Raw genomic sequence first — 23783 nt, 5'->3', positions numbered from 1 at the left:
ACATCCAGGGGGTAACTCGTTGAGCCGAGAACGACGTGAGTTCGCCGCGCCGGATGTGCCGTACCGCTCCCGCGCCGCCACGGGCGCCAAGGTCGCCGTCGCCCTGCTCTCCGCCACCGTGCTCGCGGTGGCCGGCTACGGCTGGGCGAACTACGGCGACCTGCAGTGGGCGCTGAGCACCAGCGCCGCCACCGACGGAGCCACCGCCGACGGGGCCACCGACATCTTGCTGGTGGGGCTGGACAGCCGCACCGACGCGCAGGGGCGCCCGCTGCCGGAGGACGTGCTGCGGAAGCTGAAGGCCGGGCAGAACCCGGCGAGCCTCACCGACACGCTGATCCTGGTGCACGTCCCGGAGAACGGGCGGCGGGCCACCGCGTTCTCCATCCCCCGCGACACGTTCACCACCATCCCGGGGCACGGGCAGCACAAGATCAATTCGGCGTACGGCCGGGGCAAGGCGGCGGCAGCGGCGCACCTCGGCGGGCTCGACGCGCAGGAGCGGGAGCGCCGGTCCGCCGACGCCGGGCGGTCCTTGGTGACCGAAACGGTGCAGCGGCTCACCGGCACGCAGATCGACCACTACGCCGAGGTGAACCTGCTCGGGTTCGCCCGCCTCACCGACGCGGTCGGCGGGGTCCCGGTGTGCTTGAAGCGCCCGGTGCACGACTCGTACTCCGGTGCCGAGTTCGCCGCCGGGCACCAGCGGATCTCCGGTGCCGACGCGCTGGCGTTCGTGCGGCAGCGCCACGGCCTCCCGCGCGGGGACCTGGACCGGATGGTGCGTCAGCAGGCGTTCCTCGCCGGTCTGGTGGACACCGCGACCTCCGGCGGCGTGCTGTCCCAGCCCGCCAGGCTGAGCGAGCTGGTCGACTCGGCGCGGCAGTCCATCGTGCTGGACCGGAACTGGGACGTGCTGACCTTCGCGCAGCGGATGCAGGGCATCGCCGGGGGCGACGTCGAATTCGCGACCATCCCCATCCGGGACGCGAACTACGACACGCCCGACGGTGAGGCGGTCCGTGTCGATCCGGCCGAGGTGAGCCGCATCGTGCAGGGCGCCGCGGACGGCAGGCCGGTGCCGCGGCAGGCGGGTGAGACCGGCGGGCAGAGCACCGGCTCGGACCCGGCCACCGGTGACGGCGAGGCGGAGTCCACCGGCACTGCGTCCTCCCCGCGCAGCACCCGCGACGACGAGTCCACGGGGTCCTCCTCCAGCGCCGAGGAAACGACCGGATCGACCCGCAGCTCCCGCTCCAGCGAGTCCGCGACGACGACCCGGTCCAGCACCACCCGGTCCGGCACGAGCGAGTCGTCGACGACGTGGACCTCGGAGTCCTCGACCTCGCGCTCCACCTCGCGCACCACGACCTCGGAGCCCCCGGTCGAGCAGCCCATCGCTCCGGACCCCATCACCGCCGACGGCGTCAACTGCATCAACTGACCGGCTGCCTGGAGGTGGAAAGGCGACGGCCCCGGCACGCTTGTGACGTGCCGGGGCCGCCGATCAGCTACCTGCCGGATCGGCAGGTGATCAGGAGCGGATCATCTTGCGCAGCACGTACTGCAGGATGCCGCCGTTGCGGTAGTAGTCCGCCTCACCGGGGGTGTCGATGCGCACCTTCGCGTCGAAGTCCACGGTCGACCCGTCGGCCTTGGTGGCCACGACCTGCACCGACTGCGGGGTCTCACCATCGTTGAGCTTGGTGATGCCCGAGAAGTCGAAGGTCTCCGTGCCGTCCAGGCCCAGCGACTTCGCCGAGGAACCCTCCGGGAACTGCAGCGGGATGACGCCCATGCCGATCAGGTTCGAGCGGTGGATGCGCTCGAAGGACTCGGCGATGACCGCCCGCACGCCCAGCAGGCTGGTGCCCTTCGCGGCCCAGTCGCGCGACGACCCGGAGCCGTACTCCTTGCCGCCCAGCACCACCAGCGGCGTGCCCTGCGCGGCGTAGTTCTGCGCGGCGTCGTAGATGAACGCCTGCGGAGCGCCGTCCTGGGTGAAGTCGCGGGTGTAGCCGCCCTGCACGTCGTCGAGCAGCAGGTTGCGCAGCCGGATGTTGGCGAAGGTCCCGCGGATCATGACCTCGTGGTTGCCGCGGCGCGACCCGTAGGAGTTGAAGTCCTTGCGGTCGATGCCGTGCTCGCTGAGGTACTTGCCCGCGGGCGAGTCCGGCTTGATCGCACCGGCCGGGGAGATGTGGTCGGTGGTGACCGAGTCGCCCAGCAGCGCCAGCACGCGGGCACCGGAGATGTCGGTGACCGGGCTCGGCTCCATGCCCATGCCGTCGAAGTACGGGGGCTTGCGCACGTAGGTGGACTCGGTGTCCCAGTCGAAGGTCTCGCCCTCCGGCGTGGGCAGCGCCCGCCAGCGCTCGTCGCCCTTGAAGACGTCGGCGTAGTCCTTGGTGAACATCTCCTGGGTGATCGCCGAGTCGATGGTCTCCTGGACCTCCTGCGGCGAAGGCCACAGGTCGCGCAGGAACACCGGCTTGCCCTCGGAGTCGTGGCCCAGCGGGTCGGTCTCGAAGTCGAAGTCCATCGTGCCCGCGAGCGCGTAGGCGATGACCAGCGGCGGCGAGGCCAGGTAGTTCATCTTGACGTCGGGGTTGATCCGGCCCTCGAAGTTCCGGTTGCCCGACAGCACGGAGGTGACCGACAGGTCGTTCTGCTGCACCGCGGCGGAGATCTCCTCCGGCAGCGGACCGGAGTTGCCGATGCAGGTGGTGCAGCCGTAGCCGACCAGGTGGAAGCCCAGCTTCTCCAGGTACGGCCAGAGACCGGCCTTCTCGTAGTAGTCGGTGACGACCTGCGAACCCGGCGCCATCGAGGTCTTCACCCACGGCTTGCGGGTGAGGCCCTTGTCCACGGCGTTGCGGGCCAGCAGCGCGGCACCCAGCATCACCGACGGGTTCGAGGTGTTGGTGCAGGAGGTGATCGAGGCGATCACCACGGCACCGTGGTCGAGCTCGAACTCGCCCAGCTCGTCCGAGGTCACCTTGATCGGGTTCGTCGGGCGGCCGGAGGCGCCGTCGGCGGCCGAGACCAGCCGCGGCTTGTCGCCCGCGCCGTGGTGGGTCACCGACACCGGGTCGCTGGCCGGGAAGGACTCCTCGCCTGCCTCGTCGAGCGCGGCGTCGTCGGTGTTCTGCACCTGGACGTAGTCGGTGAGCGACTTGCGGAACGACGGCTTGGCGTCGGAGACCTCGATGCGGTCCTGCGGGCGCTTCGGCCCGGCGATGGACGGCACGACCGTGGACAGGTCCAGCTCCAGGAGCTCGGAGTACTCCGGCTCGTGGTCCGGGTCGTGCCAGAGGCCCTGTTCCTTGGCGTAGGACTCGACCAGCGCGACCTGGTCGGCCGGGCGGCCGGTGAGCTTGAGGTAGCGGATCGTCTCGTCGTCGATCGGGAAGATCGCCGCGGTCGAACCGAACTCGGGGCTCATGTTGCCGATGGTGGCGCGGTTGGCCAGCGGGACCGAGGCCACGCCCGAGCCGTAGAACTCCACGAACTTGCCCACCACGCCGTGGCGGCGCAGCATCTCGGTGATCGTGAGGACCACGTCGGTGGCGGTGGCGCCCGCGGGGATCTCACCGGTGAGCTTGAAGCCCACGACGCGCGGGATCAGCATGGAGACGGGCTGGCCCAGCATCGCGGCCTCGGCCTCGATGCCGCCGACGCCCCAGCCCAGCACGCCCAGGCCGTTGACCATGGTGGTGTGCGAGTCGGTGCCGACGCAGGAGTCCGGGTAGGCCTGGCCGTTGCGGGACATCACGGTGCGGGCCAGGTGCTCGATGTTGACCTGGTGCACGATGCCGGTGCCCGGCGGGACGACCTTGAACTCGTCGAAGGCGCCCTGGCCCCAGCGCAGGAACTGGTAGCGCTCCTTGTTGCGGCCGTACTCGAATTCGACGTTGCGCTCGAAGGCGTCCGGCCTGCCGAACACGTCGATGATCACCGAGTGGTCGATGACCAGCTCGGCGGGGGCCAGCGGGTTCACCTTGGAGGTGTCGCCACCGAGGTCGGCGACGGCTTCGCGCATGGTGGCCAGGTCGACCACGCAGGGGACTCCGGTGAAGTCCTGCATGATGACCCGCGCGGGGGTGAACTGGATCTCCGTCGAGGGCTCCGCCTGGGAGTCCCAACTCGCCAGGGCGCGCACGTGGTCGGCCGTGATGTTGGCACCGTCCTCGGTGCGCAACAGGTTTTCCAGCAGGATCTTGAGGCTGTAGGGCAGCCGTGCCGCGCCGTCGACCGCGTTGAGCCGGAACACCTCGTAGGAGGAGTCACCGACCTTCAGCGTGCCGCGGGCACCGAAGCTGTCCTTGCTCGCAGGTGCAGTCACGTTCAACTCCATCTCGCGACGGGCGCAAGTCAATTCGGGAACGACCGCGAGTCTCGCGCACGTCGGCCGAGCGTGCGCGCAGACCTCGGCGGCCTGGTGGCCGTAACAGTACGCTTGTCCTGTAATTCGGCTCAAGGCCGGGTCGGCCCGAATCGACCGCCCGATGTTCCGGTTCGTGCACAACCCCGTTTTTTCCGGCGGAATCCCGCGCGGAACCACGCGGAAGCGTGCGAGAGATCACGTTTCACCCCGGTGCGGTGGGCGAGGTCGACCTCGCCGTGCGCGACGCGGCGATCCGGTCGCGGACCTCGTGCCGAGGGTGACGTGCTCGTAGCTCCGAAATCACCGATTCGAGGAAATCCACCGCGTCGCAGTAGCCGTGCGTGGCGGGATTTCCGATGCCCGGTCAATGGCGGGCACGCCCCGAGTCGCGGATTTACGCTCGATGCGGCAAGGCGTCGTGGCAGAACACCATCGGCGCGCGATCGCTGAAAGCTCGTGCCGCGCAGGGGGAATGATGGCCACACGTGAGCGATCCCGCTCGAAATTCGGTTCCGGGCTCGGCGGTGAGCTGTCCGCGGAATTCCTGGGCACCTTCGTGCTGATCCTGCTCGGCTGCGGTTCCGTGGCCGTCGCGCTCGCCGGCCTGCCCGGCTCGGGCAGGCAGGAGGACGCCTTCGGGCCGGCGAACTGGTTGATCATCGCGTTCGGCTGGGGGTTCGCGGTGGTGTTCGGCGTGTACATTGCCGGCGGCGTGAGCGGCGCGCACATCAACCCGGCCGTGACCCTGGCCTTCGCGGTCCGCCGGTCGTTCCCGTGGCGCAAGGTCGTGCCCTACATCGTGGCGCAGGTCGTCGGCGCGTTCCTCGCCGCAGGGGTGGTGTTCTCCTGCTACCGGTGGGCGATCGACGCGTTCAACGCCAAAGCGGGCGTCGGGCGCGCCGAATCGCTGGACACCTTCTCCATCTTCGCGACCTTCCCGGCGAAGTACTTCGGCTCCTCCTGGCTGGGGCCGCTGCTGGACCAGGTCGTGGGCACCGCGATCCTCGTCGCGCTGATCTGCGCGCTGATCGACGTCCGGAACTCGGCGCCCGCGTCGAACCTGGGGCCGTTCCTGATCGGCATGGTCGTGACGGCGATCGGGCTGAGCTTCGGGGTCAGCGCGGGGTACGCCATCAACCCGGCCCGCGATTTCGGGCCCCGGCTGTGGGCCTACCTCACCGGGTGGGGGGAGATCGCGCTGCCCGGCACCTACCAGTGGTTCAGCGCCTACTTCTGGATCCCCATCGTCGGGCCGTTCATCGGCGGCGTGCTGGGCGCGTTGATCTACGACGCGTTCATCGGCAAGGTGCTCGCGGCGCGGGACACGGCGCCGGAGCCGGGGCGCGTGCCCGGGACGGAAGCGGACGGGAGCTGAGCCGCCCGGCTCGTCGAGACCAATGCCTCCGGGCTCGGTACCCGGCTGTGCTTCGATGATCGGCGTGCGCAATCCGCTCCACGATCCGAAGACCGCGGGCATCACGGCCGCGATGTTCTCCGCGTTCTGCTTCGGCGGTTCCGGGCCGTTCGCCAAACCGCTGATCAACGCCGGGTTCACCCCGTTGCAGGTGGCGTGGATGCGGCTGGCCGGCGGCGCGCTGCTGATGCTGCCGTTCGCGGTGCGCCACGCCGGGGTGCTGCGGAGGGCGCCGTGGCTGCTGCTGGGCTACGGGGTGTTCGCCATCGCGGGCGTGCAGACCTTCTACTTCGCGGCCATCGCCTCGATCCCGGTGGCGGTGGCGCTGCTCATCGAATTCCTCGGCCCGGTGCTGGTGCTCGGCTGGATCCGCTTCGTCCGGCGCGCGCCGGTGACCAAGCAGGCCGCGATCGGCACGGCGCTGGCGCTGGTCGGGCTGGCGTGCGTGGTGGAGATCGCCGCGGGGCTGCGCTTCGATGTGTTCGGCTTGCTGCTCGCCCTGGCCGCCGCCGGGTGTCAGGCCGGGTACTTCCTGCTCTCCGACAGCTCCGCCGACGTGGACCCGCGTGCGCTGGCCTCCTACGGGCTGCTGATCGGTGCCGCCATCGTCACGGTGATCGCCCGGCCCTGGGAGCTGGACTGGGCGCTGCTCGCCGGGCCCGTGCAGCTGGCCGGCGCCCCGTTCCCCGCGCTGCTGGTGGTCGGCTGGGTCGTGCTGATGAGCACCGTGCTGGCCTACCTCACCGGCATCGTCGCGGTGCGGCGGCTCTCGCCGCCGATCGCGGGCGCCGTCGCGTTCCTGGAGCCGGTGGTGGCCACGGTGCTGGCGTGGATGCTGCTCGGCGAGCACGTGGGGCCGTGGCAGCTGGCCGGGGGAGCGCTGGTGCTCGCGGGCGCGTTCATCGCGCAGCGCTCCGCGCCCGCGCCCGAACCCACCGCGGAACCCGTCGAGGTCTGACGCGCGTCAGGTCGAGGCGTCCTGCGGGCGACGACCGGTGGGGCACAGCGGGATCAGCACGAGCAGGGCGAGGCCGAGCAGCGCGTAGCCGGACGCCGGCAGCGCGCGGCCGAGGTCCAGCCCGCTGCCGGACAGGCTGTGCCCCGGAAGCGCGTAGCCCACCGGGAACAGGATCGTGCCGAGCAGCAACACCAGGCAGCACGCCCACCGGTACGGGTGCGCGCACCGGACGACCCCGATCAGCAGGACGAGGGCGGCGGGCCCAAGCCACACCCAGTGGTGCGTCCAGGTGACCGGCTGCGCCAGCAGTCCCGCCATGCCCAGCACCAGAACGGCCTTGAAGTGGTCCCGCCGCCGGACGGCGATGCTCAGGCCGATCACGGTCAGGACCGCGAGCAGTCCCCACCCGAGCGGCGGAGCCAGGCCGAGCCGCGACAGCGCCGCCGCGAGGTTCTGGCTGAAGACCTCGGTGCGCACCGGCCCGTTCGACATCCTCGGGAGCACCTCGAACCAGTAGCGCACCGCGGTGCCGCCGAGGACGAGCACGCCGACCGCGACGGTGACCAGGAAGGTCAGCACGGCGCCCGCCGCGGTCCGCCACCGCCGGGCGAGCAGGAATCCCGGCACCACGATCCCGGCGGCGAGCTTGATCGAGGTGGCCGCTCCCAGCAGCACGCCGTCCCGCGCCCTGTCACCGGTGCGCGTCGCCGCGATGACGATGGCGGCCAGCAGGAGGGAATTGATCTGCCCGAGCGCCAGTTCGGTGCGCCACGGCGTCGTGAGCGAGAACAACCCGGCCGCGGCGAAGGCGAGGGCGTGCCGCTGGGCGCGGGTCCCGAAGTCGTACCGCGCGAGCACGTGGTGCGCGGTCGTCACGGTGGCGGCGACGGTCGCGATGTTGAGTACGGCGTGGCCGAGGGCTTCCGGGATGAACCGCAGCGCGGCGAACAGCATCCCGGCGATCGGCGGGTACAGGAACGGCAGTTCCGGCCGGGGCGCGTACAGCGCCGGAGTCCACAATTCCCGACCGGCGCGGGCGTAGACGCGGTAATCCAAGCCCCATTCCGGGTCGCCGACGAGCGCGGCCTCGGGAATGGCAACGGCGAGCGCGCTGCTGAGGACGGCTGCGTAGGCCAGGGTCGCGACGGCGAACCACGGCGCCGTTCTCCGCCCGCGCGAGTCGAGCGGCGGGTGTGCGCGAACTGCTTCGACGCGGTCGTCGACTCGGGTGGAGTCGTGCTCGCGCGACCCGTTCTCGGTCATCGGCGTCCTAGGTGACGACTCGCCTCGATTGCTCGCGGCCGGGCGATTTCCGGCCTTCGAATTGAATAGCGAACAACGATGCGACTGTCAACCGACCCCGCGGAACGCGTCATTCGGATAGGGGTTCGCGGTGTGGAACGTTTTGGAATGAATCGATAGGAATGTTCATTCCGGATATGTTTTCAGTGCGATGAGAATGTGCGCGGGCTCTTATTTGAGATCCCGCGACTCCTCGGTCGCCGCGGGTCGGCTGGGATCGCCGGTGCCCGGCTCCGGCGGGCGTCGGGTCAGGCCGTGCGGAGCATGCGCTGGTAGGCGGTCTTGGCGGCGTGCACGATGAGCCCCTCGAGGAGTGCCACGGCCACGCTGGTCAGCAGGGTCGTCAGGAAGTTCATGGTGGGTGCGCTTTCTGCCGGTCTCGGATCCCGCTCGTACGCCCCGACGGTCCCGGTCCGGAGTGAGGACCGGATGGGCTCCGGGTGACGAGCAGGTGAAGCGGCGGGGAAAATCCGCCGTTTCACCTGGTGGAGGGACCGTGGAGGTGGGGTGAGCTTGCCCGGCCGCTCATCCGGGAGTGGTGACCAGCGGCCGCGAGCCGGCCGGAGCGCGACGTGCGGCGGAACCGTTCCGATGCGCCGCCGGAGCGGGCAGCACCGAGCCCTCCACGACGTCCTCGTTCGAACCCTCCGTGACCTCCGCCGGGGCGGCGACGGCCGGGGCCTCCGTCGTCCCGGCGGGCAGCGCGCGGGCCTCCGCGGGCTGCTTCGTCGCAGGTGGGCGCTGCCACAGCACCACGGCTGTGGTGGATGCGATCGCGGATCCGGCCGCGAGACACCACTGGTGTGGTAGTAGCGGACTGCTGCCGAAGAAGTGGCTGACGCCGGGAACCTGCACGACCCCGAACAGCACCACGAGGGACACCGCGCCGGAGGCCAGCACCAGCGGTGTGCGACCGCGCACCGCGAGCGTCTGGGCGAGCTGCGCGGACACCAGCGCGACCAGTCCGGTGGTGCGGGCCTGGCCGGGCGTGGACACCGGGCGGGCCAGCGCCCAGGCGAGCCCCGCAGCCCCGGCCGTGGCGGCGGCGCGCAGGTACACGTCGTGGGTCAGGGCCGTGCCCAGCGACGCGTCCGGACCTTCGGACAGCAGCCGCTCCGGAGTGGCGTGCGGGGGCGGGCGCACCGCGATGGCGATCGCGGGCAGCACGTCGGTCAGCATGTTCACCACCAGCAGCTGCCGGGCGTTGAGCCCGGCGCCACCGCCGAAGAAGCCCGATCCCACCGCGTACCCGATCTCGCCGAGGTTGCCGCCGAGCAGCATGGACAGCGCGTCGTGCACCGAAGCCCACATCCCGCGGCCCTCGACGATGCCGTCGGTGATGGTCTCGATCCGGTCGTCGGCGACGACGAGGTCTGCGGACTCGCGGGCTGCTGAGGTGGCTCGGGAGCCGAGCGCGATGCCGACGTGGGCGAGCTTGATCGCGGGCACGTCGTTGGCGCCGTCGCCGGTCATCGCCACGGTGCGCCCGTCGGCGCGCAGCAGCCGCACGATGCGCGCCTTCTGCGCCGGGCTGACCCGCGCGAACACGGAGATCGCGGGTAGTTCCGCGGCCAGCTCCTCGTCGTCGAGCTCGTCGAGTTCGGCGCCGTGCATGACCCGCCTGCCGCCTAGCATGCCGAGCTCGGCGGCGATGGCCTCGGCGGTGCTCGGGTGATCGCCGGTGATCATGATGACGTCGACCCCGGCGCGCCGCAGCCGCGAGACGGCCTCCGCCGCCGTGGGGTGCACCGGGTCGGCGAGTCCGAGCAGCCCGACGAAGTCGAGTCCGTCCACATCGGAATCGTCCAGTTCGGATCCGGTTTCGTCCGGTGTGGACTTCTCGGCTACCGCGAGCAGCCGGTAGCCGAGCAGGGCGAGGCGTTCGATCTCCTGCTCCACCTCGGTCCGCGCGGCGGCGTCGAACTTCCGGTGGCCCTCGGCGCCGCGCCACCGGACGCAGCGTTCGAGCACCACCTCCGGTGCTCCCTTGACGTGCAGCGCGACGCCGTCGTCGCCGCGGGTGCGGGTGGCGTGGAAGCTGCGGGAGGGCTCGAACGGCAGGTCCGCGAGGACCTCGCGCCCGTTCGGGTCGATGCCGGCCGCCAGCGCTCCTTCGAGCACGGCGCGGTCGGTGAGGTGTGGCAGCGGCTGGTCGTCGTCGGCCTGCGGGTTGGCCCGCACCGCGGCCTCGATGACGGCGCGTTCGGCGGTGTCCAGCCGATCCGGTGTGCTGCTGTGCCTGCCGTCGGAGACCTGGCCGAGGGTGATCCGGCCTTGGGTGAGGGTCCCGGTCTTGTCGAAGCACAACGCGTCGACGCGGCCCAGCGCTTCGATGGTGGCGGGACTGCGCACCAGCACGCCGCGCCGGGACAGCCTGCGCGCGGCGGCGAGTTCCGCCAGCGTCGCCACGAACGGCAGGCCTTCCGGTACGGCGGCCACGGCCAGTCCGACGGCCCGCCCGACGGTGTGCGCGAGCGGGGTGCCGCGCAGCAGGTCGACGGCCATGAGCACGCCACCGGCGCCGATGGACAGCGGCAGGATCTGCCGGGTCAGTTCCGCGAGCCGTGCTTCGACTCCCCCCGCGCCGCCGGTGGCGCGACCGTCGTCCTGGGTGGTGCGGCCGATCTCGGTGGCGGTACCGGTGGCCACCACGACGGCCGTGGCCGTTCCGGTGGCGACCGTGGTGCCCTGGTAGACCATGCCGGTGCGGTCGCCGAGCGCGGCGGCGGTGGTCGCCTCGGGCGTCTTGACCACGAGGTTCGATTCGCCGGTGAGGCTGGACTCGTCGACTTCCAGGTACTCCGCCTCCAGCACCCGGCAGTCGGCGGGCACGCCGTCTCCGGAGCGCAGTTCGACGACGTCGCCGGGCACCAGCCGGTCGGCGGGCACGGTGATCGTCTCGCCGCCCCGGCGGACCTGCGCGGGCAGTTGCCCGGCGTCGAGCAGCCGGGCGAGTTCGCGATCGGTCGCGACCCGCTGCACCCCGTCGACCAGGGCGCTGATCCCGAGCACGCCGGTGATCAGCACGGCGTCGACCACCGAGCCGAGCCCGGCGGAGACCACGGCGCCCGCGACCAGCACCGGTGTCATCGGGTTGACCAGGCCTTCGAGCGTGGCGCCCGCCACGCCGGATTCCCGGCCGCCCGCCTGCGGCTGGGAGCGCTGCCAGCGCTGCGCGACCGCGCCGGTGAGGCCGTCGACGGAGCTGTCCAGCAGGCCCAGCACGGCTCTGCCCGGCAGCGCGTGCCACGGCGTGCGCTGCCGCGGCGCTGGCGGTGGGCGGTTGCCGGCCTGCATCCCGGCCAAGGTGCCGGTGCCGATCGCGAACAGGCTCGCCGCGTGCCCCGGCATGCTCGCGCGAGCAGGTGCGCCCAGCGAGGGGCCGAGCGCGCCGAACAGGACGCCCAGGCAGGTGCCGCCGACCGACAGCGCGGCGGCGTGCTTGCTGGCGGTGCGCGCTTCGGCGGCGGAGAACAGGACCGCGTACGCCTCGGTCCGGTTCGGGCACAGCAGGTCCGCGCCCCACGGCGTGGGCTTGTCGGCCTCGGTGAGTCCGATGCCGACGTCGGCGGCGGCCAGCGCGGAATGCCCGCGCGGCGAGACCAGCGCGACCACCCGGCCGTCCTCCTGCAACCGCCGCACCGAGCCGGCCAGCCGGGTGCCGCCGTGCACGACGTCGTCCACGGCGAGCCTGCGGTCGAGGCGGCTGCCGACCCCGGCGAGCACCACGGTCCCGGCGGCGCGGGCGGCGTCGACGAGCGCTTCGGCGAGCGGGTCGAGTTCGTCGGCGACGGCCACGACCGCGGTGGGTTCGTCGTGCCTGCGCAGCAGGAGCAGCGTCGCGCCCTGGTCGCGGTGCGCGCGCATCGCCTCGTGCAGGTGCGCGGGCACGTCGGTGCCGTTGCGGTCGAGCGGGGCGCAGGACCACTTGCCGCTGCGCTGGTGCGCCTTGGGGCGTTCGGAGGCGACGAGTTCGGCGGCGTGCGCGAACAACCGGGCGCCGTCCGCGTCGGGGTCCCACGGCAGCACCTCGTCGACGATCCGCCGTCCCGTCAGCAACGCGGGGGCGTCGAGCACGACGGCGTCGACCCGGTCCAGGCGCCGCAGCGACTTCGGTTCGAGCACGACGGTGCCGCGCGCGGACAGCGCGGTGGTCAGCTGCGCGGCGAACGCCTCCCGCCCGCTCTTCGCGGGGCGGGGGATCGCGGCGAGCATGGTCGCCAGCGCCCGCCGCTGGTCGCGGGTGGCGGCGAGGACGGTGCCGTACCCGCCGAGGGCGAACGTGCCGGAGAGGTTCGCGACCTGTTCGACCGGTCCGTCGGGCAGCGCGCTCGGGCGTGGCGGGGCGTCGAACGCGGTGGATTCGTGCGAGCCGGAGTGGGTCGCGCCTTCCCAGCGGGTCCACGCCTGGCGCCGGGCGATGACTTCGCGCGCGGAGCAGAACCGGGACGACAGGTCGGTGAACACGGCCAGCGGGTTCTGCGACAGGCCTTGGGTGACGGCGCCGCCCACGCCGAGCGCGGCGTCGGTGCCGGAGCGCCCGAGGGTGCGTTCGGCTCCGGCGCGCAGCCACGGCACCGAGTCGGCCAGCGAGATCGCGGCGGGCACCAGCGGTGAACCGGGCTGGAACGGGAGCAGCGCGGCGACTGCGGTGTAGCCCAGGCCGAGCACGCTGAGCCCGAACGCTCCGACGTCGCGCAGCAGCGCGTCGGCGTTGCCCGGGTGCGCGGCACCGGCGGGTGCGCGGCCGAGGTCGCGCAGCCCGTGGTCGGTTTCGACGTCGTCGACCACCGCGTCCAGCGCCGCGCGCCCGGTGACGTCGGGATCGTGGTGCACCGTGACCCGCCCCAGCACCGCGTTCACCTCGACCTCGCGGACGCCGTCCACTTCGGACATGCGGGTGCGCAGGTCGCGCACGGCGTCGGCCGACTCGGGCAGGTGCAGGCCGCGCACTTCGAGGTGGGTGCGGCCGTCCCCGGAGTAGGTCCGCCGGGTCAGCGGTGCGGACCCGAAGGTGCGCACGGCGTCGAGGACGGGCACGGCCACCTGCGAGGCTCGCGACAGCACGGTGCCGAGCGGCATGGGTTCCCTCTCTGAGCGCGGGGCGGTGGGGCTTCGGGCGGGCTCGACCGCGGCCGGTGGCCGGGGAGCGCTTCGCGCGAGTCCGCCCCGGCGTCCACGGGCGCCGCGAGGTGCGGGGCCGGTGTGCCGGGGCGGGTGGCGGTGGTGGCTATTCGCCGTGGTCGCCGCGGCCGACGACGGCGGTGCCCACGCCGATGGCCAGGGCGACGGGCCATTCGAGCAGGCTCAGGGCGACCCCGGCGGCGAGGCCGCCGTAGAACAGGGCTTGGCCGGGCTCGGGCAGCTGCGCGCGGACCGTCTCCGCCGCGGAGGTGAACTCCTTCTTGCCCGGAAGGGCGGGCAGGTGAACGTCCGGCCGGTGGAACTGGGCGGTGACGAACGGCAGGTGCACGGTGGCCTGCTGCGCGTTCGACGTGCTCGTCGACTGCCTGGTCGAGGTGCCGGAGCTGCTGGAGCCTCTGCTGCTGCGGGTCGTGCCGCTGCTCTGCCGGGTGGCGCTGGTCTGGCGGGTGCCGGTGCTCTGGCGGGCGGTGCTGCTCTGCCGGGTGCCGGTGCTCTGGCGACTGCCGCTGCCGCGGCCCGAGCTGCTGGTGCTGCGCCCGCTGGTGCTCTGCTTGCCGGTGCTGCGGGTGGAGCCGCCGGTCTGCGCGCTGGTGGTGCGCGTGGAGCCGCTCGTGCTCTGCTTGGCGGTGGTCCTGGAACCGGAGGTGCTGGTGCGGGAACCGGACCGGGAGGAGGAACCGCGCCCTTGGGCGCTGCTGCCGGACGTGCGCCTGCCGGAACCTGATTTCGTTCCGGAACTGGTTGCGCTGGTCATGAGTTCCTCCCCGGTTGCGACGCACGGAAACGTCCACCGTAAGCGACGGTGAACAAGGTATGAATCGAACGAAACCGAAGAACCCACGAACGAGTCAGGACCGCTGATCGGCATTCACCTGGAGTGAGATTTCCTTGCCGCAGCAGCGGAAATCCACGCGGTGGACGAGTCCGCGAGGGCCTGGCGGTAGCGGCGCACGACCAGGTCGACGACCCGCGGGTGCGCTCCGATCGGTTCGGCGACGGCCTCGACGGGGAGCCCGGACAGCTTCCGGTGGAACAGGCCCGGAGCCAGCAGGTACGGCGCGATGATCCGATCCGCCGTCGGCGGGGCCGCGCACACCCGTTCGGTCAGCGGCGTCGCGGTGCTGACGTAGCTCGGCCGCAGCGCTCTCCCGCACCGCCGCCCCAGCAGGCTGGCCGCGGCGCGCACGTCCGCCAGCGCGCGCGGATCCGACGATCCGGCCGCCGCGAACACCACCTCTGTCCCCGGATGCCACCCGGCCGCGGCGAGCCGGTCCAGCATGGCCGCCGCGAGTTCCGGCGCGGGACCGATCGGCGCGGTGGTCGTGACGTCGCCGGTGCGCCCGGCGGCGGCGAGCTGCGCGGGCAGGTCGGTGCGCACGTGGTACCCGGCGGCCAGGAAAGCGGGCACCGCGACCACCGGACCGCCGAGCCCGCGCAGCGCGTCGGCGACGGTGGGGCCGATGACGTCGACGTAGGCGACGCGCACCGCGACGGCGGCCCGGTCGGCGACGGCGGCGGCGATCCGGTCGAGCACGCGCGGGCCCGCGGGATCGCGGGTGCCGTGCGCGACCAGCAGCAGCGGCGCGGTCATTCCGGCACCGGTTCCAGCGGCAGCCGGTAGCCGCGCTTGATCACCGTCTGCACCAGCTCGGGTGCGCCGAGCGCGGAGCGCAGCCGGGCGACGGCCTGTTCCACGGCGTGCTCGTCCACCGCCCGCCCGCAGGTGAGGGCATCGGCGAGTGCCGCGCGGGGCACGACTCGGCCCGGCCGGGCCAGCAGCAGCCGCAGCAGGGATTTCGCGTTCGGCGATAGCGGTCGCAGCTCGCCGTCCACGGCGGCGGCGTGCCCGCGCAGCTGCAGGGTGCGCCCGGCGATGGGCAGCGCCGGGTAGCGGGCGGGCAACGTCTCGCACAGCGCCCGCACCAGCGCGCCGAGCCGGAACCGCTGCGGCAGCACCGCAGGTATCCCGAGTTCGGCCAGCGGTGCCCGGGTCACCGGCCCGACGCAGGCCGACAGCACGGGGCCGCGCAGCGCGGCGATCAGGTCGTCGCGGCGGCCCCGTTCGGTGGCGTGGTCGAGCAGCCCGGCGGCGGCCGGGGCGCTGGTGAACGTGACGGCGTCGATCTCGTGGGCGCACACCGCGTCGACCAGGTGCGCCAACGGCCCGACGTCGGCGGGCGGAACCCACCGGTACACCGGGATCTCGATGACCTCCGCGCCCGCGCGGCGCAACGCCGCCACGAAGTCCGGCAGCGGCTGCCCGTGCAGCTGCACCGCGACCCGGACTCCCTCCAGCGGCGCGGTGAGCAAGTGTTCGAGCAGTTCAGCGGAGGACTCCGAGTCCGGCGACCACGCGTCGGCGAGCCCGGCCGCCCGCACCGCGCCGCGTGCTTTGGGACCGCGCGCCAGCAGCCGGGCGGAGCTCAGCGCGTGGAGCAGCGCCCCGCCGAGACCCCAGCCGTCGGCGGCCTCCACCCAGCCCCGGAAGCCGATGCCGGTGGTCGCGACCACCACCGACGGCGGATCGGCGATGCACTGCTCGGTCGCGGCGTGCAGCCGCGCGTCGTCGGCGACCGCGACGATGCGCAGCGCCGGACCGCGCAGCACCCGGGCGCCGCGTCGTTCCAGCAGCGAGCTCAGCTCGTCGGCGCGGCGGGCGGCGGTGACGCCGACGGTGAATCCGGCCAGCGGGGCGTCCCGCGCGGGAAGGGACGGGTGCGTCGTCACGGAACGGCGATCTCCACCATCTCGTCGTGGCGCCGCACCGGGAACGTCGGCAGCCGGGCGGACGGGTCGTCCAGGCATTCGCCGGTGCGCAGCGAGAAGACCTGCTTGAGCATCGGCGAGGCCACGGTCGGTTCCCCGGCGCGGTCGCCGACGATGCCGCGGCTCATCACGCCCGCCCCGCAGAACGGGTCGACGTTGCCGACGGCGTAGAGCCCGTCGTCGTGGGTGCGGAACAGCGCGACGGGCTCGGCCGCCAGCAGCGCGGGCACGCCGCAAGCGGGTGCCAGCGCCTCCCAAGGGCAGATCGGGTGCCAGGTGGTCATGCGAGTACCTCCTCGGAGTCGGGCCGGATCGACGGCATCGGCAGCACGACGGGGCCGGGCCGGGGCTGGCCCCGTTCGGCGACGAAGCTGATCGTCGGATCGGGCGCGTCGGGCGCGTTGACGAAGGACACGAAGCGGGACAGCTTCACCGGATCGGCCAGCACACCGGCCCACTCGTCGGCGTAACCGGCGACGTGCTCGCGCATCGCGGCCTCCAGTTCGGCGGCGATGCCCAGGGAGTCGTCGACGACGACTTCGCGCACGTGCTCCAGCCCGCCGTCGAGGGATTCGATCCACGCCGCGGTGCGCTGCAACCGGTCGGCGGTGCGCACGTAGAACATCAGGAACCGGTCGACGAGCCGGATGAGCTGCTCGTCGTCGAGGTCGGCCGCGAGCAGCTCGGCGTGGCGCGGGGTGAAGCCACCGTTGCCGCCGACGTAGAGGTTCCAGCCGCGGTCGGTGGCGATGACGCCGAAGTCCTTGGAACGCGCCTCGGCGCACTCCCGCGCGCACCCCGACACTCCGGACTTGAGCTTGTGCGGTGCCCGCAGGCCCCGGTAGCGCAGTTCGAGCCGGATGGCCATCGCCACGGAGTCCTGCACGCCGTAGCGGCACCAGTCGGTGCCCACGCAGGACTTCACGGTGCGCAGCGCTTTGCCGTAGGCGTGCCCGGATTCGAACCCGGCGTCGACCAGCCGCCGCCAGATCAGCGGCAGCTGCTCCACGCGGGCGCCGAACAGGTCGATGCGCTGCCCGCCGGTGATCTTCGTGTAGAGCTCGAAGTCGCGGGCGACCTCACCGAGCACGATGAGCTTGTCCGGGGTGATCTCCCCGCCCGGCACTCGCGGCACCACCGAGTACGTCCCGTTGCGCTGCATGTTGGCCAGGAACCGGTCGTTGGTGTCCTGCAGCCCGGCCTGCTCCCCGTCGAGGATGTGGCCGCGCCCGAGGCTGGCGAGGATCGAGGCGACGGCGGGTTTGCAGAGGTCGCAGCCCAGTCCCCGCCCGTGCTTCCCGATCAGCTCGGAGAAGGTGCCGATCCCCGTCACCCGGATGATCTCGAACAGCTCCGACCGGGACTGCTCGAAGTGCTCGCACAGCGCACGGGAAGGGGCGACGCCGCACTCGCCGAGCAGCGTCTTGAGCATCGGCACGCAGGACCCGCAGCTGGTCCCGGCCCGGGTGCAGGCCTTGACCCCGGCCACGTCGGACAGCGCGGCACCGGTGATCGCACCGGTGATGTCCGCTTTGGACACGTTGTTGCAGGAGCACACGACGGCGTCGGCGGGCAGCGCGCCCGCGTCCGGCCCGGCCCCGGCGGGCAGCAGCAGCCGCTCGGGCGGCGCGGGCAGTTCCCGCCCGACCAGCGGTCGCAGCGTCGCGTACGCGCTCGCGTCGCCGACGAGCACGCCACCGAGCAGCACCCGCGCGTCGTCGCTGAGCACCAGCTTCGCGTAGGTGCCCGCCGCGTTGTTGGCGTGAACGACGTCCAGCGCGCCGTCGGCGGTGCCGTGCGCGTCGCCGAAGCTGGCCACGTCGACCCCGAGCAGCTTCAGCTTGGTCGACATGTCGGGCTCCGGGAAGGCGGCACCGTCGAGGTCCAGCAGTTGCCGCACCACGACCTCGGCCATCGCGTAGCCGGGCGCGACCAGCCCGTAGCAGCGGCCGTCGACCGCGGCGCACTCGCCGACCGCCCAGATGTGCTCGTCGGAGGTGCGGCACCGGTCGTCGACGAGCACGCCACCGCGCTCGGCGCGTGCCAGCCCGGCCGGTTCGGCGAGCTCGTCGCGCGGACGGACCCCGGCGGAGAACACCACCAGCTCCGCCTCGACGGTGCTGCCGTCGCCGAGCTCCACCCCGGCGACCCGCCCGTCCGGCCCGGCGATGATCGAGTTCGTAGCCGTCTCGCAGTGCAGCGCGAGCCCGAGATCACCGACCAGCCCGGCCAGCACCTGACCGCCGCCGTCGTCGACCTGCAACGGCATCAGCCGCGGCGCCATCTCCACCACGTGCGGGCGCATTCCCAGCAGCCGCAAGGCGTTCGCCGCCTCCAACCCGAGCAGCCCGCCGCCGATCACCACGCCGGCGGCACCGTCGACGGCCGCGTCGCGGATGCCGTCGAGGTCGTCGAGCGTGCGGTAGACGTGGCAGCCGTCGAGGTCGTGACCGGGCACCGGCGGCACGAACGGCCGGGAGCCCGTCGCCAGCACCAGCGCGTCGTAACCCAGCTCGGTGCCGTCGGTGGTGAGCACGGTCCGCGCGGCGCGGTCGATGCGCGCGGCGCCGCAGCCCAGCCGCAGCCGCACCAGCGGATCGGCCAGGAAATCCGAGCCCGCCAGCCCGAGGTCCTCGGCGCTCTTGCCGTCCAAGTAGGACGACAAGGCGACGCGGTCGTAGGCGGCGCGGGACTCCTCGGCGAAGATCTCCACCCGCCAGGTGCCCGCGTCGTCGCGGGCGCGCAGCTGCTCGACGAGGCGGTGGCCGACCATGCCGTGGCCGATCACCACAAGGGTGCGGGTCATGCGGCGCCCTCCTGTTCGGTGTCAGTGCCGTCCCCGGTGGTCAACGCGCCGCACAGGCCGCGCACCTCGTCGGCGCAGCCGCCGCAGCCGGTGGTGGCGCGGGTCGCCCGCGCCAGCCCGCCGAGGTCGCGGGCACCGCGGTGCCAGGCGCGCACCAGGGACTTCTTGGTGACGTTGTTGCAGCGGCAGACGACGGCGTCGTCCGGCAGGTCCGCGGGTGCGGCGGCTGCGGGGGAGTGCCCGAGCAGCAGCCCGAGCCGGTCCGCGGGCAGCGGCAGGTTCCGATCGTGCAGCTGGGCGATGGTCGCGGTGGCCTGCGGAAAGCCGATCAGCACGGCACCGCCGACCCGCTCGTCGCGGACCGCGAGCTTCGCGTACCGCCCGCGCGCCGGGTCCGACACCACCACCAGCTCCACGCCGGGTTCGGCGCCGTCGAGCAAGGCAGCCGATCCCATCGCGGACAGCTCGATGCCGCGCGCCTTGAGCCGGGTGACCGTGCCGACGCCCCGGTAGTGCGCGGTGCCGCCGGTGAGCCGCCGGGCCAGCACCTCCGCCTGCTCCCACGCGGGAGCGATCAGCCCCGGAACCCGCCCGTCGTGCTCGGCGCAATCGCCGATCGCGTGGACGTGCGGGTCGGAGGTGGTGAGGTGGTCGTCGACGAGGACGCCCCGCCCGACCGCGAGTCCCGCGTCGGCTGCGAGCCCCGCCTCCGGGGTCACGCCGGTGCACAGCACGAGCACGTCCGCGGCGAGCGCCTCCCCGTCGTCGAGGACGAGCTTGCCCGGCCGGTACCGCGCGGCGCGCCGCCCGAACCTGGTGCGCAGCCCCGCGCCGCGCAGGTGCTCGCCCAGCAGCGCGCCGCCGGCGGCGTCGAGCTGCCGGTCCATCGGGTGCGCCTGCGGATGCACGAGCGCCACGTCCAGGCCGCGGGTGTGCAGCGCGCGCGCCGACTCCACGCCGAGCACCCCGCCCCCGAGCACCACCGCGTCCCGCGCGCCGTCCGGGATGCGGGCGCAGTCGTCGAGCGTGCGCAGCGGCGTGACCCCCGGGGACAGCGCGCCGTCGGCGTCGAGCACGCCGGGAACGCCGGGCGCGGTGGCCCGCGCGCCGGTGGCGAGCACGAGCTCGTCGTAGCGGTGCACCACACCGCCGTCGGTGCGCACCAGCCGCCGGGCGCGGTCGACGGCCGTGGCCGTGACGCCCAGCCGGACTTCGGCCCGCGACTCGGGCAGCGTCACGGCCGCCGCGGACAGCGTGCCGTCGAGCACCGAGGCCAGCAGCACCCGGTTGTAGGCGGGGCGGTCCTCGCCGCCCAGCACGGTGATCGGCCCATCGTGGCCGTGCACCCGGAGCCGTTCCACGAGCCGGTGCGCCGCCGGTCCGTTGCCGATGATCAGCACGTGGCTCATGCGGACACCTCCGCGACGCCGCCCGCGACGCCGCCCGCGACGAGACCCGCGGGGTCCGCCGGGAGCGGCTCGATGCGAGCGGCGGCCACCTTGAACTCCGGCATCCGGCTGCGCGGATCGAGGGCCGGGCTGGTGATCAGGTTCGCGCTGCCGTCGCCGGGGAAGTGGAACGGCAGGAACACGGTGTCGGTGCGCATCGACGGCACCAGCCGCACCCGCGCCACGGTGCCGCCGCGCGCCGAGCTCACCAGGGCCGGTGCACCGTCGGTGAGACCCGCGCGGTGCGCGGTGTCCGGGTGCACCTCGACGAACGCCTCGGGTTCGGCCTCGGCCAGTTCGCGCACCCGGCGGGTCTGCGCGCCCGACTGGTAGTGGGCCAGCACCCGGCCGGTCGTGGCGTGCAGCGGGAACTCCGCGCTCACCGACTCGGCCGGTTGGCGGTGCTCGACCGCCGCGAACCGGGCGCGGCCGTCGGGGTGGGCGAAACCGTCCAGGAACAGCCGCGGCGTGCCCGGGTGGTCGTCGCCGTCCACGGCGGGGCACGGCCAGTGCAGCGCCTCCCCGGCGTCGAGGCGGTCGTAGCCGATGCCCGAGTAGTCGGCTTTGCCGCCCGCCGAAGCGCGCCGCAACTCCTCGAAGACCTCGCGGGGTGAGGTGGGGTAGCGGTGACCGGGTTCGCCGAGGCGCCGCGCCAAGCCGTGCAGCACCTCCAGGTCGCTGCGCGCGTGTCCGGGCGGAATGCGCAACCGGCGGCGGCGCAGCACGCGCCCTTCGAGGTTGGTCATGGTGCCGTCCTCCTCGGCCCACTGCGTCACCGGCAGCACCACGTCCGCCGCCCGCGCGGTCTCCGAGGGCACGAAGTCCGCCACCACCAGCAGGTCCAGCGCGGCCAGCCGCTCGCCGACGTGCCCGGCGTGCGGAGCCGAGACCACCGGGTTCGAACCGAACACCAGCAGCCCGCGCGGACCGCCGGGGGTGCCCAGCGCGTCCAGCAGTTCGTAGGCGCTGCGACCCGGACCGGGCAGGCTCTCCGGCGCGACGCCCCACACCTGCGCGACGTGCTCCCGCGCCGCGTCGTCGGTGATGGACCGGTAGCCCGGCAGCTGATCGGCCTTCTGCCCGTGCTCGCGACCGCCCTGGCCGTTGCCCTGACCGGTCAGGCAGCCGTAGCCGCCGCCGTCGCGACCGGGCAGTCCCAGCGCCAGCGCGAGGTTGATGAACCCCGCGACCGTGTCCACGCCCGTCGAGTGCTGCTCGGCGCCGCGTCCCGTGAGCACGTACGCCCGCTCGGCCCGCGCGAGCATCCGCACCGCCGCCCGCTGCGACCCCGCGGGCACACCGGTGATCCGCTCCACCCGCTCCGGCCACCAGCTCATCGCCCGCTGCCAGGCCGCGTCGAACCCGGCGGTGCGGTCCCGGAGGTAATCGGTGTCGGCCCACCCGTCGACCACCGCGATGTGCAGCAGGCCCAGCACCAGCGCCAGGTCCGTGCCCGGCGCCGGTTGCAGGTGCAGCGCCGCGCGCTCGGCGGTGGCGCTGCGCCGAGGATCGATCACGATCAGGTCCGGCCGGGCGAGGTGCTGCATCAGCGGCGGCATCGTCTCCGCCACGTTCGCGCCCGCCAGCAGCACCACGTCGGCCGTGCCGAGGTCGGTCACCGGGAACGGCAGGCCCCGATCCAGCCCGAAGGCCGCGGTCGCGGCCGCCGCGGCCGAGGACATGCAGAATCGGCCGTTGTAGTCGATCTGGCTCGTGCCGAGCGCGACCCGCGCGAACTTGCCCAGCAGGTAGGCCTTCTCGTTGGTCAGGCCACCGCCGCCGAACACGCCCACCGCGTCCGGGCCGTGCCGGTCCTGGATGCGGCGGACCCCGTCGGCGACGGTGCGCAGCGCGGTGTCCCAGTCCACGGCCACCAGCTCCCCGTCGCGGCGCACCAGCGGAGTCAGCAGCCGGTCGGGGGTGTCCAGGACCGATGGCGCCGTCCAGCCCTTCTGGCACAGCCCGCCCCGGTTCACCGGGAAGTCCGTCGGCGCCACCACCACGCCCGCGCGTTCCCTGGTCAGCCGGGTGCCGCACTGCAGCGCGCAGTAGGGGCAGTGGGTGGCGACGGTGCGCGGCTCAGGCACCGGGCACCCCTTCCGCCACCGCGGGCCGCGGCGCGGCGACGGGCTCCGCGGGCTCCCGGCGCAGGTACACCGCCCAGGTCACGACCACGCACACCAGGTAGCAGGCGAGGAACGTCGCCAGCGCCGCGTCACCGCTGGCGGCCGCGCCGCCGAACGATGCCCGGAACGCGAGGTTGATGAACACCCCGCCCAGCGCGCCGATCGCCCCGGCCACGCCCATCAGCGCCCCGGAGAGCCTGCGGGCCTGCGCGAACGCGCTCACCGCGTCCCGCCCACTGGTGATCTCGCGCTCCGCCTGCTTCGCGAAGATCGCCGGGATCATCTTGTACACCGAGCCGTTGCCGACGCCGGTCAGCACGAACAGGGCGATGAACGCCGCCAGGTACAGCGGGAACGAGTTCATCGCCGAAGCCGCCAGCAGCAGCCCCGTGCCCGCGGCCATGCCGAGGAAGTTCCAGAACGTCACCCGCGCACCGCCCCAGCGGTCCGCCATCCGGCCGCCGATCGGGCGGGCCAGCGACCCCAGCAGCGGCCCGATGAACGTGCAGCTCGCCGCCTGCAGCGGGGTGAAGTCGAACTCGTGCTGCAGCACCAGCCCGAACGCGAACCCGTAGCCGATGAACGAACCGAACGTGCCGATGTAGAGCAGCGAGATCCACCACGCGTGCCTGCTGCGCGCCACTTCCAGCTGCGCGCCGGGAGCGGTGACCACGGCGTCGATGTTGTCCATCCGCAGTGCCGCCAGCAGCGTCGCCACCACGATCAGCGGCAGGTACGCCCCGGCGACCAGGGCGGGTTGGGTCCCGCCGACCGTGGCGATCACCAGCAATCCGACGACCTGCACGACCGCGACACCGATGTTGCCGCCGCCCGCGTTGAGCCCCAGCGCCCAGCCCTGCCTGCGCTGCGGGAAGAAGCTCGTGATGTTGGTCATCGAGGAGGCGAAGTTGCCGCCGCCCAGCCCGGTCAACGCGCCCAGCACCAGGAACACGCCCAGCGGAGTGCCCGGCTGCTGGATGAAGTAGCAGGTCAGCCCGGTCGGGATCAGCAGTACCGACGTCGAGAAGATCGTCCAGTTCCGGCCGCCGAACCGGGTCACCGCGTAGCTGTAGGGCAGTCGCAGCAGCGCCCCGACCAGCGTCGGGACGGTGGTGAGCAGGAACTTGTCGGCCGCGTCGAAGTCCAGGCCGATGGCCGGCGACATGAACAGCACCATGACCGACCAGATGCTCCACACCGAGAACCCGATGTGCTCGGACAGGATCGACAGCCACAGGTTGCGGCGTGCGACGCGTTCGCCGGTGCGTTCCCAGAAGCCCTCGTCTTCCGGGTTCCAGCCGTCGATCCAGCGGCCTGGTCTGGTGTGCGGGGTGGCGGTCACCTCGGCTCCTCTCATCGTGCTGGGCCGAAGCTAGGAGCCGGGTGTTTCACCGCTCGTCCGTGCGCGTTACCGCCGTGCAAAGGTGCCTT

The 23783-nt window shown here is 73.0% G+C and carries 15 protein-coding genes; 4 read left to right on the top strand and 11 right to left on the bottom strand.

Annotated features, from left to right (window positions below):
- Positions 1-19: 19 nt before the first annotated feature.
- Positions 20-1444, top strand: coding sequence for an LCP family protein (locus ACWD38_RS01305; protein ID WP_450123073.1), 1425 nt, complete (start codon positions 20-22; stop codon positions 1442-1444).
- 90 nt (positions 1445-1534) lie between these two features.
- On the opposite strand, the gene ACWD38_RS01300 is transcribed toward ACWD38_RS01305, so the two are convergent.
- A complete protein-coding gene (locus tag ACWD38_RS01300) occupies positions 1535-4357 on the bottom strand; it encodes an aconitate hydratase (RefSeq protein WP_450123072.1) in 2823 nt (940 codons plus the stop codon).
- A 502-nt stretch (positions 4358-4859) separates the two neighbouring features.
- Here ACWD38_RS01300 and ACWD38_RS01295 point away from each other — a divergent pair.
- Positions 4860-5762 carry an MIP/aquaporin family protein gene (locus ACWD38_RS01295; protein WP_184479368.1) on the top strand — a complete coding sequence of 301 codons (903 nt, stop codon included), beginning with the start codon at positions 4860-4862 and terminating at the stop codon, positions 5760-5762.
- A 55-nt stretch (positions 5763-5817) separates the two neighbouring features.
- The gene (locus ACWD38_RS01290) at positions 5818-6759 is read left to right on the top strand and encodes an EamA family transporter (protein ID WP_184479367.1); all 942 of its coding nucleotides are present in this window, start codon (positions 5818-5820) and stop codon (positions 6757-6759) included.
- Between the two features lie 6 nt (positions 6760-6765).
- Here the strand turns inward: ACWD38_RS01290 and ACWD38_RS01285 are convergent, their stop codons facing one another.
- From ACWD38_RS01285 to ACWD38_RS01275, 3 genes are all read right to left on the bottom strand, one after another.
- Entirely contained in the window at positions 6766-8022 is a 1257-nt protein-coding gene (locus ACWD38_RS01285; RefSeq protein WP_450123071.1) for a glycosyltransferase 87 family protein, read from the bottom strand.
- Positions 8023-8586: 564 nt separating this feature from the next.
- Entirely contained in the window at positions 8587-13143 is a 4557-nt protein-coding gene (locus ACWD38_RS01280; protein ID WP_450123070.1) for an HAD-IC family P-type ATPase, read from the bottom strand.
- Positions 13144-13291: 148 nt separating this feature from the next.
- Complete coding sequence (locus ACWD38_RS01275) at positions 13292-13534, bottom strand: hypothetical protein (RefSeq protein ID WP_343071400.1); 243 nt, start codon at positions 13532-13534, stop codon at positions 13292-13294.
- On the opposite strand from ACWD38_RS01275, the gene ACWD38_RS01270 reads away from it, so the two are divergent.
- Complete coding sequence (locus ACWD38_RS01270; protein ID WP_184479364.1) at positions 13515-14012, top strand: hypothetical protein; 498 nt, start codon at positions 13515-13517, stop codon at positions 14010-14012. The two genes, ACWD38_RS01275 and ACWD38_RS01270, sit on opposite strands and share 20 nt — an antisense overlap.
- Positions 14013-14074: 62 nt before the next feature.
- Here the strand turns inward: ACWD38_RS01270 and ACWD38_RS01265 are convergent, their stop codons facing one another.
- The 7 genes from ACWD38_RS01265 to ACWD38_RS01235 are packed head-to-tail and all read right to left on the bottom strand — an operon-like array spanning position 14075 to position 23709.
- Positions 14075-14797, bottom strand: coding sequence for a sirohydrochlorin chelatase (locus ACWD38_RS01265; protein WP_450123069.1), 723 nt, complete (start codon positions 14795-14797; stop codon positions 14075-14077).
- Positions 14794-15933, bottom strand: a complete 1140-nt coding sequence (locus ACWD38_RS01260; RefSeq protein ID WP_184479362.1) for a uroporphyrinogen-III synthase — start codon at positions 15931-15933, stop codon at positions 14794-14796. Before ACWD38_RS01260 ends, ACWD38_RS01265 begins: the two co-directional genes overlap by 4 nt.
- Positions 15930-16256 (bottom strand): nitrite reductase small subunit NirD, encoded by a 327-nt coding sequence (gene nirD, locus ACWD38_RS01255; protein ID WP_450123068.1) that lies wholly within the window; start codon positions 16254-16256, stop codon positions 15930-15932. The genes ACWD38_RS01260 and nirD overlap by 4 nt, the downstream gene beginning before the upstream one ends.
- Positions 16253-18778 (bottom strand): nitrite reductase large subunit NirB, encoded by a 2526-nt coding sequence (gene nirB / locus ACWD38_RS01250; protein WP_450123067.1) that lies wholly within the window; start codon positions 18776-18778, stop codon positions 16253-16255. Before nirB ends, nirD begins: the two co-directional genes overlap by 4 nt.
- Positions 18775-20187, bottom strand: coding sequence for an FAD-dependent oxidoreductase (locus tag ACWD38_RS01245; RefSeq protein ID WP_450123066.1), 1413 nt, complete (start codon positions 20185-20187; stop codon positions 18775-18777). Before ACWD38_RS01245 ends, nirB begins: the two co-directional genes overlap by 4 nt.
- On the bottom strand, positions 20184-22313 hold the full coding sequence (locus ACWD38_RS01240) for a molybdopterin oxidoreductase family protein (RefSeq protein ID WP_450123065.1): 2130 nt from the start codon (positions 22311-22313) through the stop codon (positions 20184-20186). Before ACWD38_RS01240 ends, ACWD38_RS01245 begins: the two co-directional genes overlap by 4 nt.
- Positions 22306-23709 (bottom strand): MFS transporter, encoded by a 1404-nt coding sequence (locus ACWD38_RS01235; RefSeq protein ID WP_184479357.1) that lies wholly within the window; start codon positions 23707-23709, stop codon positions 22306-22308. The genes ACWD38_RS01240 and ACWD38_RS01235 overlap by 8 nt, the downstream gene beginning before the upstream one ends.
- Between the last annotated feature and the right edge of the window lie 74 nt (positions 23710-23783).

The organism is Saccharopolyspora sp. NPDC002578 (assembly GCF_053592695.1).
The sequence above is the reverse complement of the archived record's forward strand: the minus strand, read 5'-3'. Positions and strand labels throughout refer to the sequence as shown.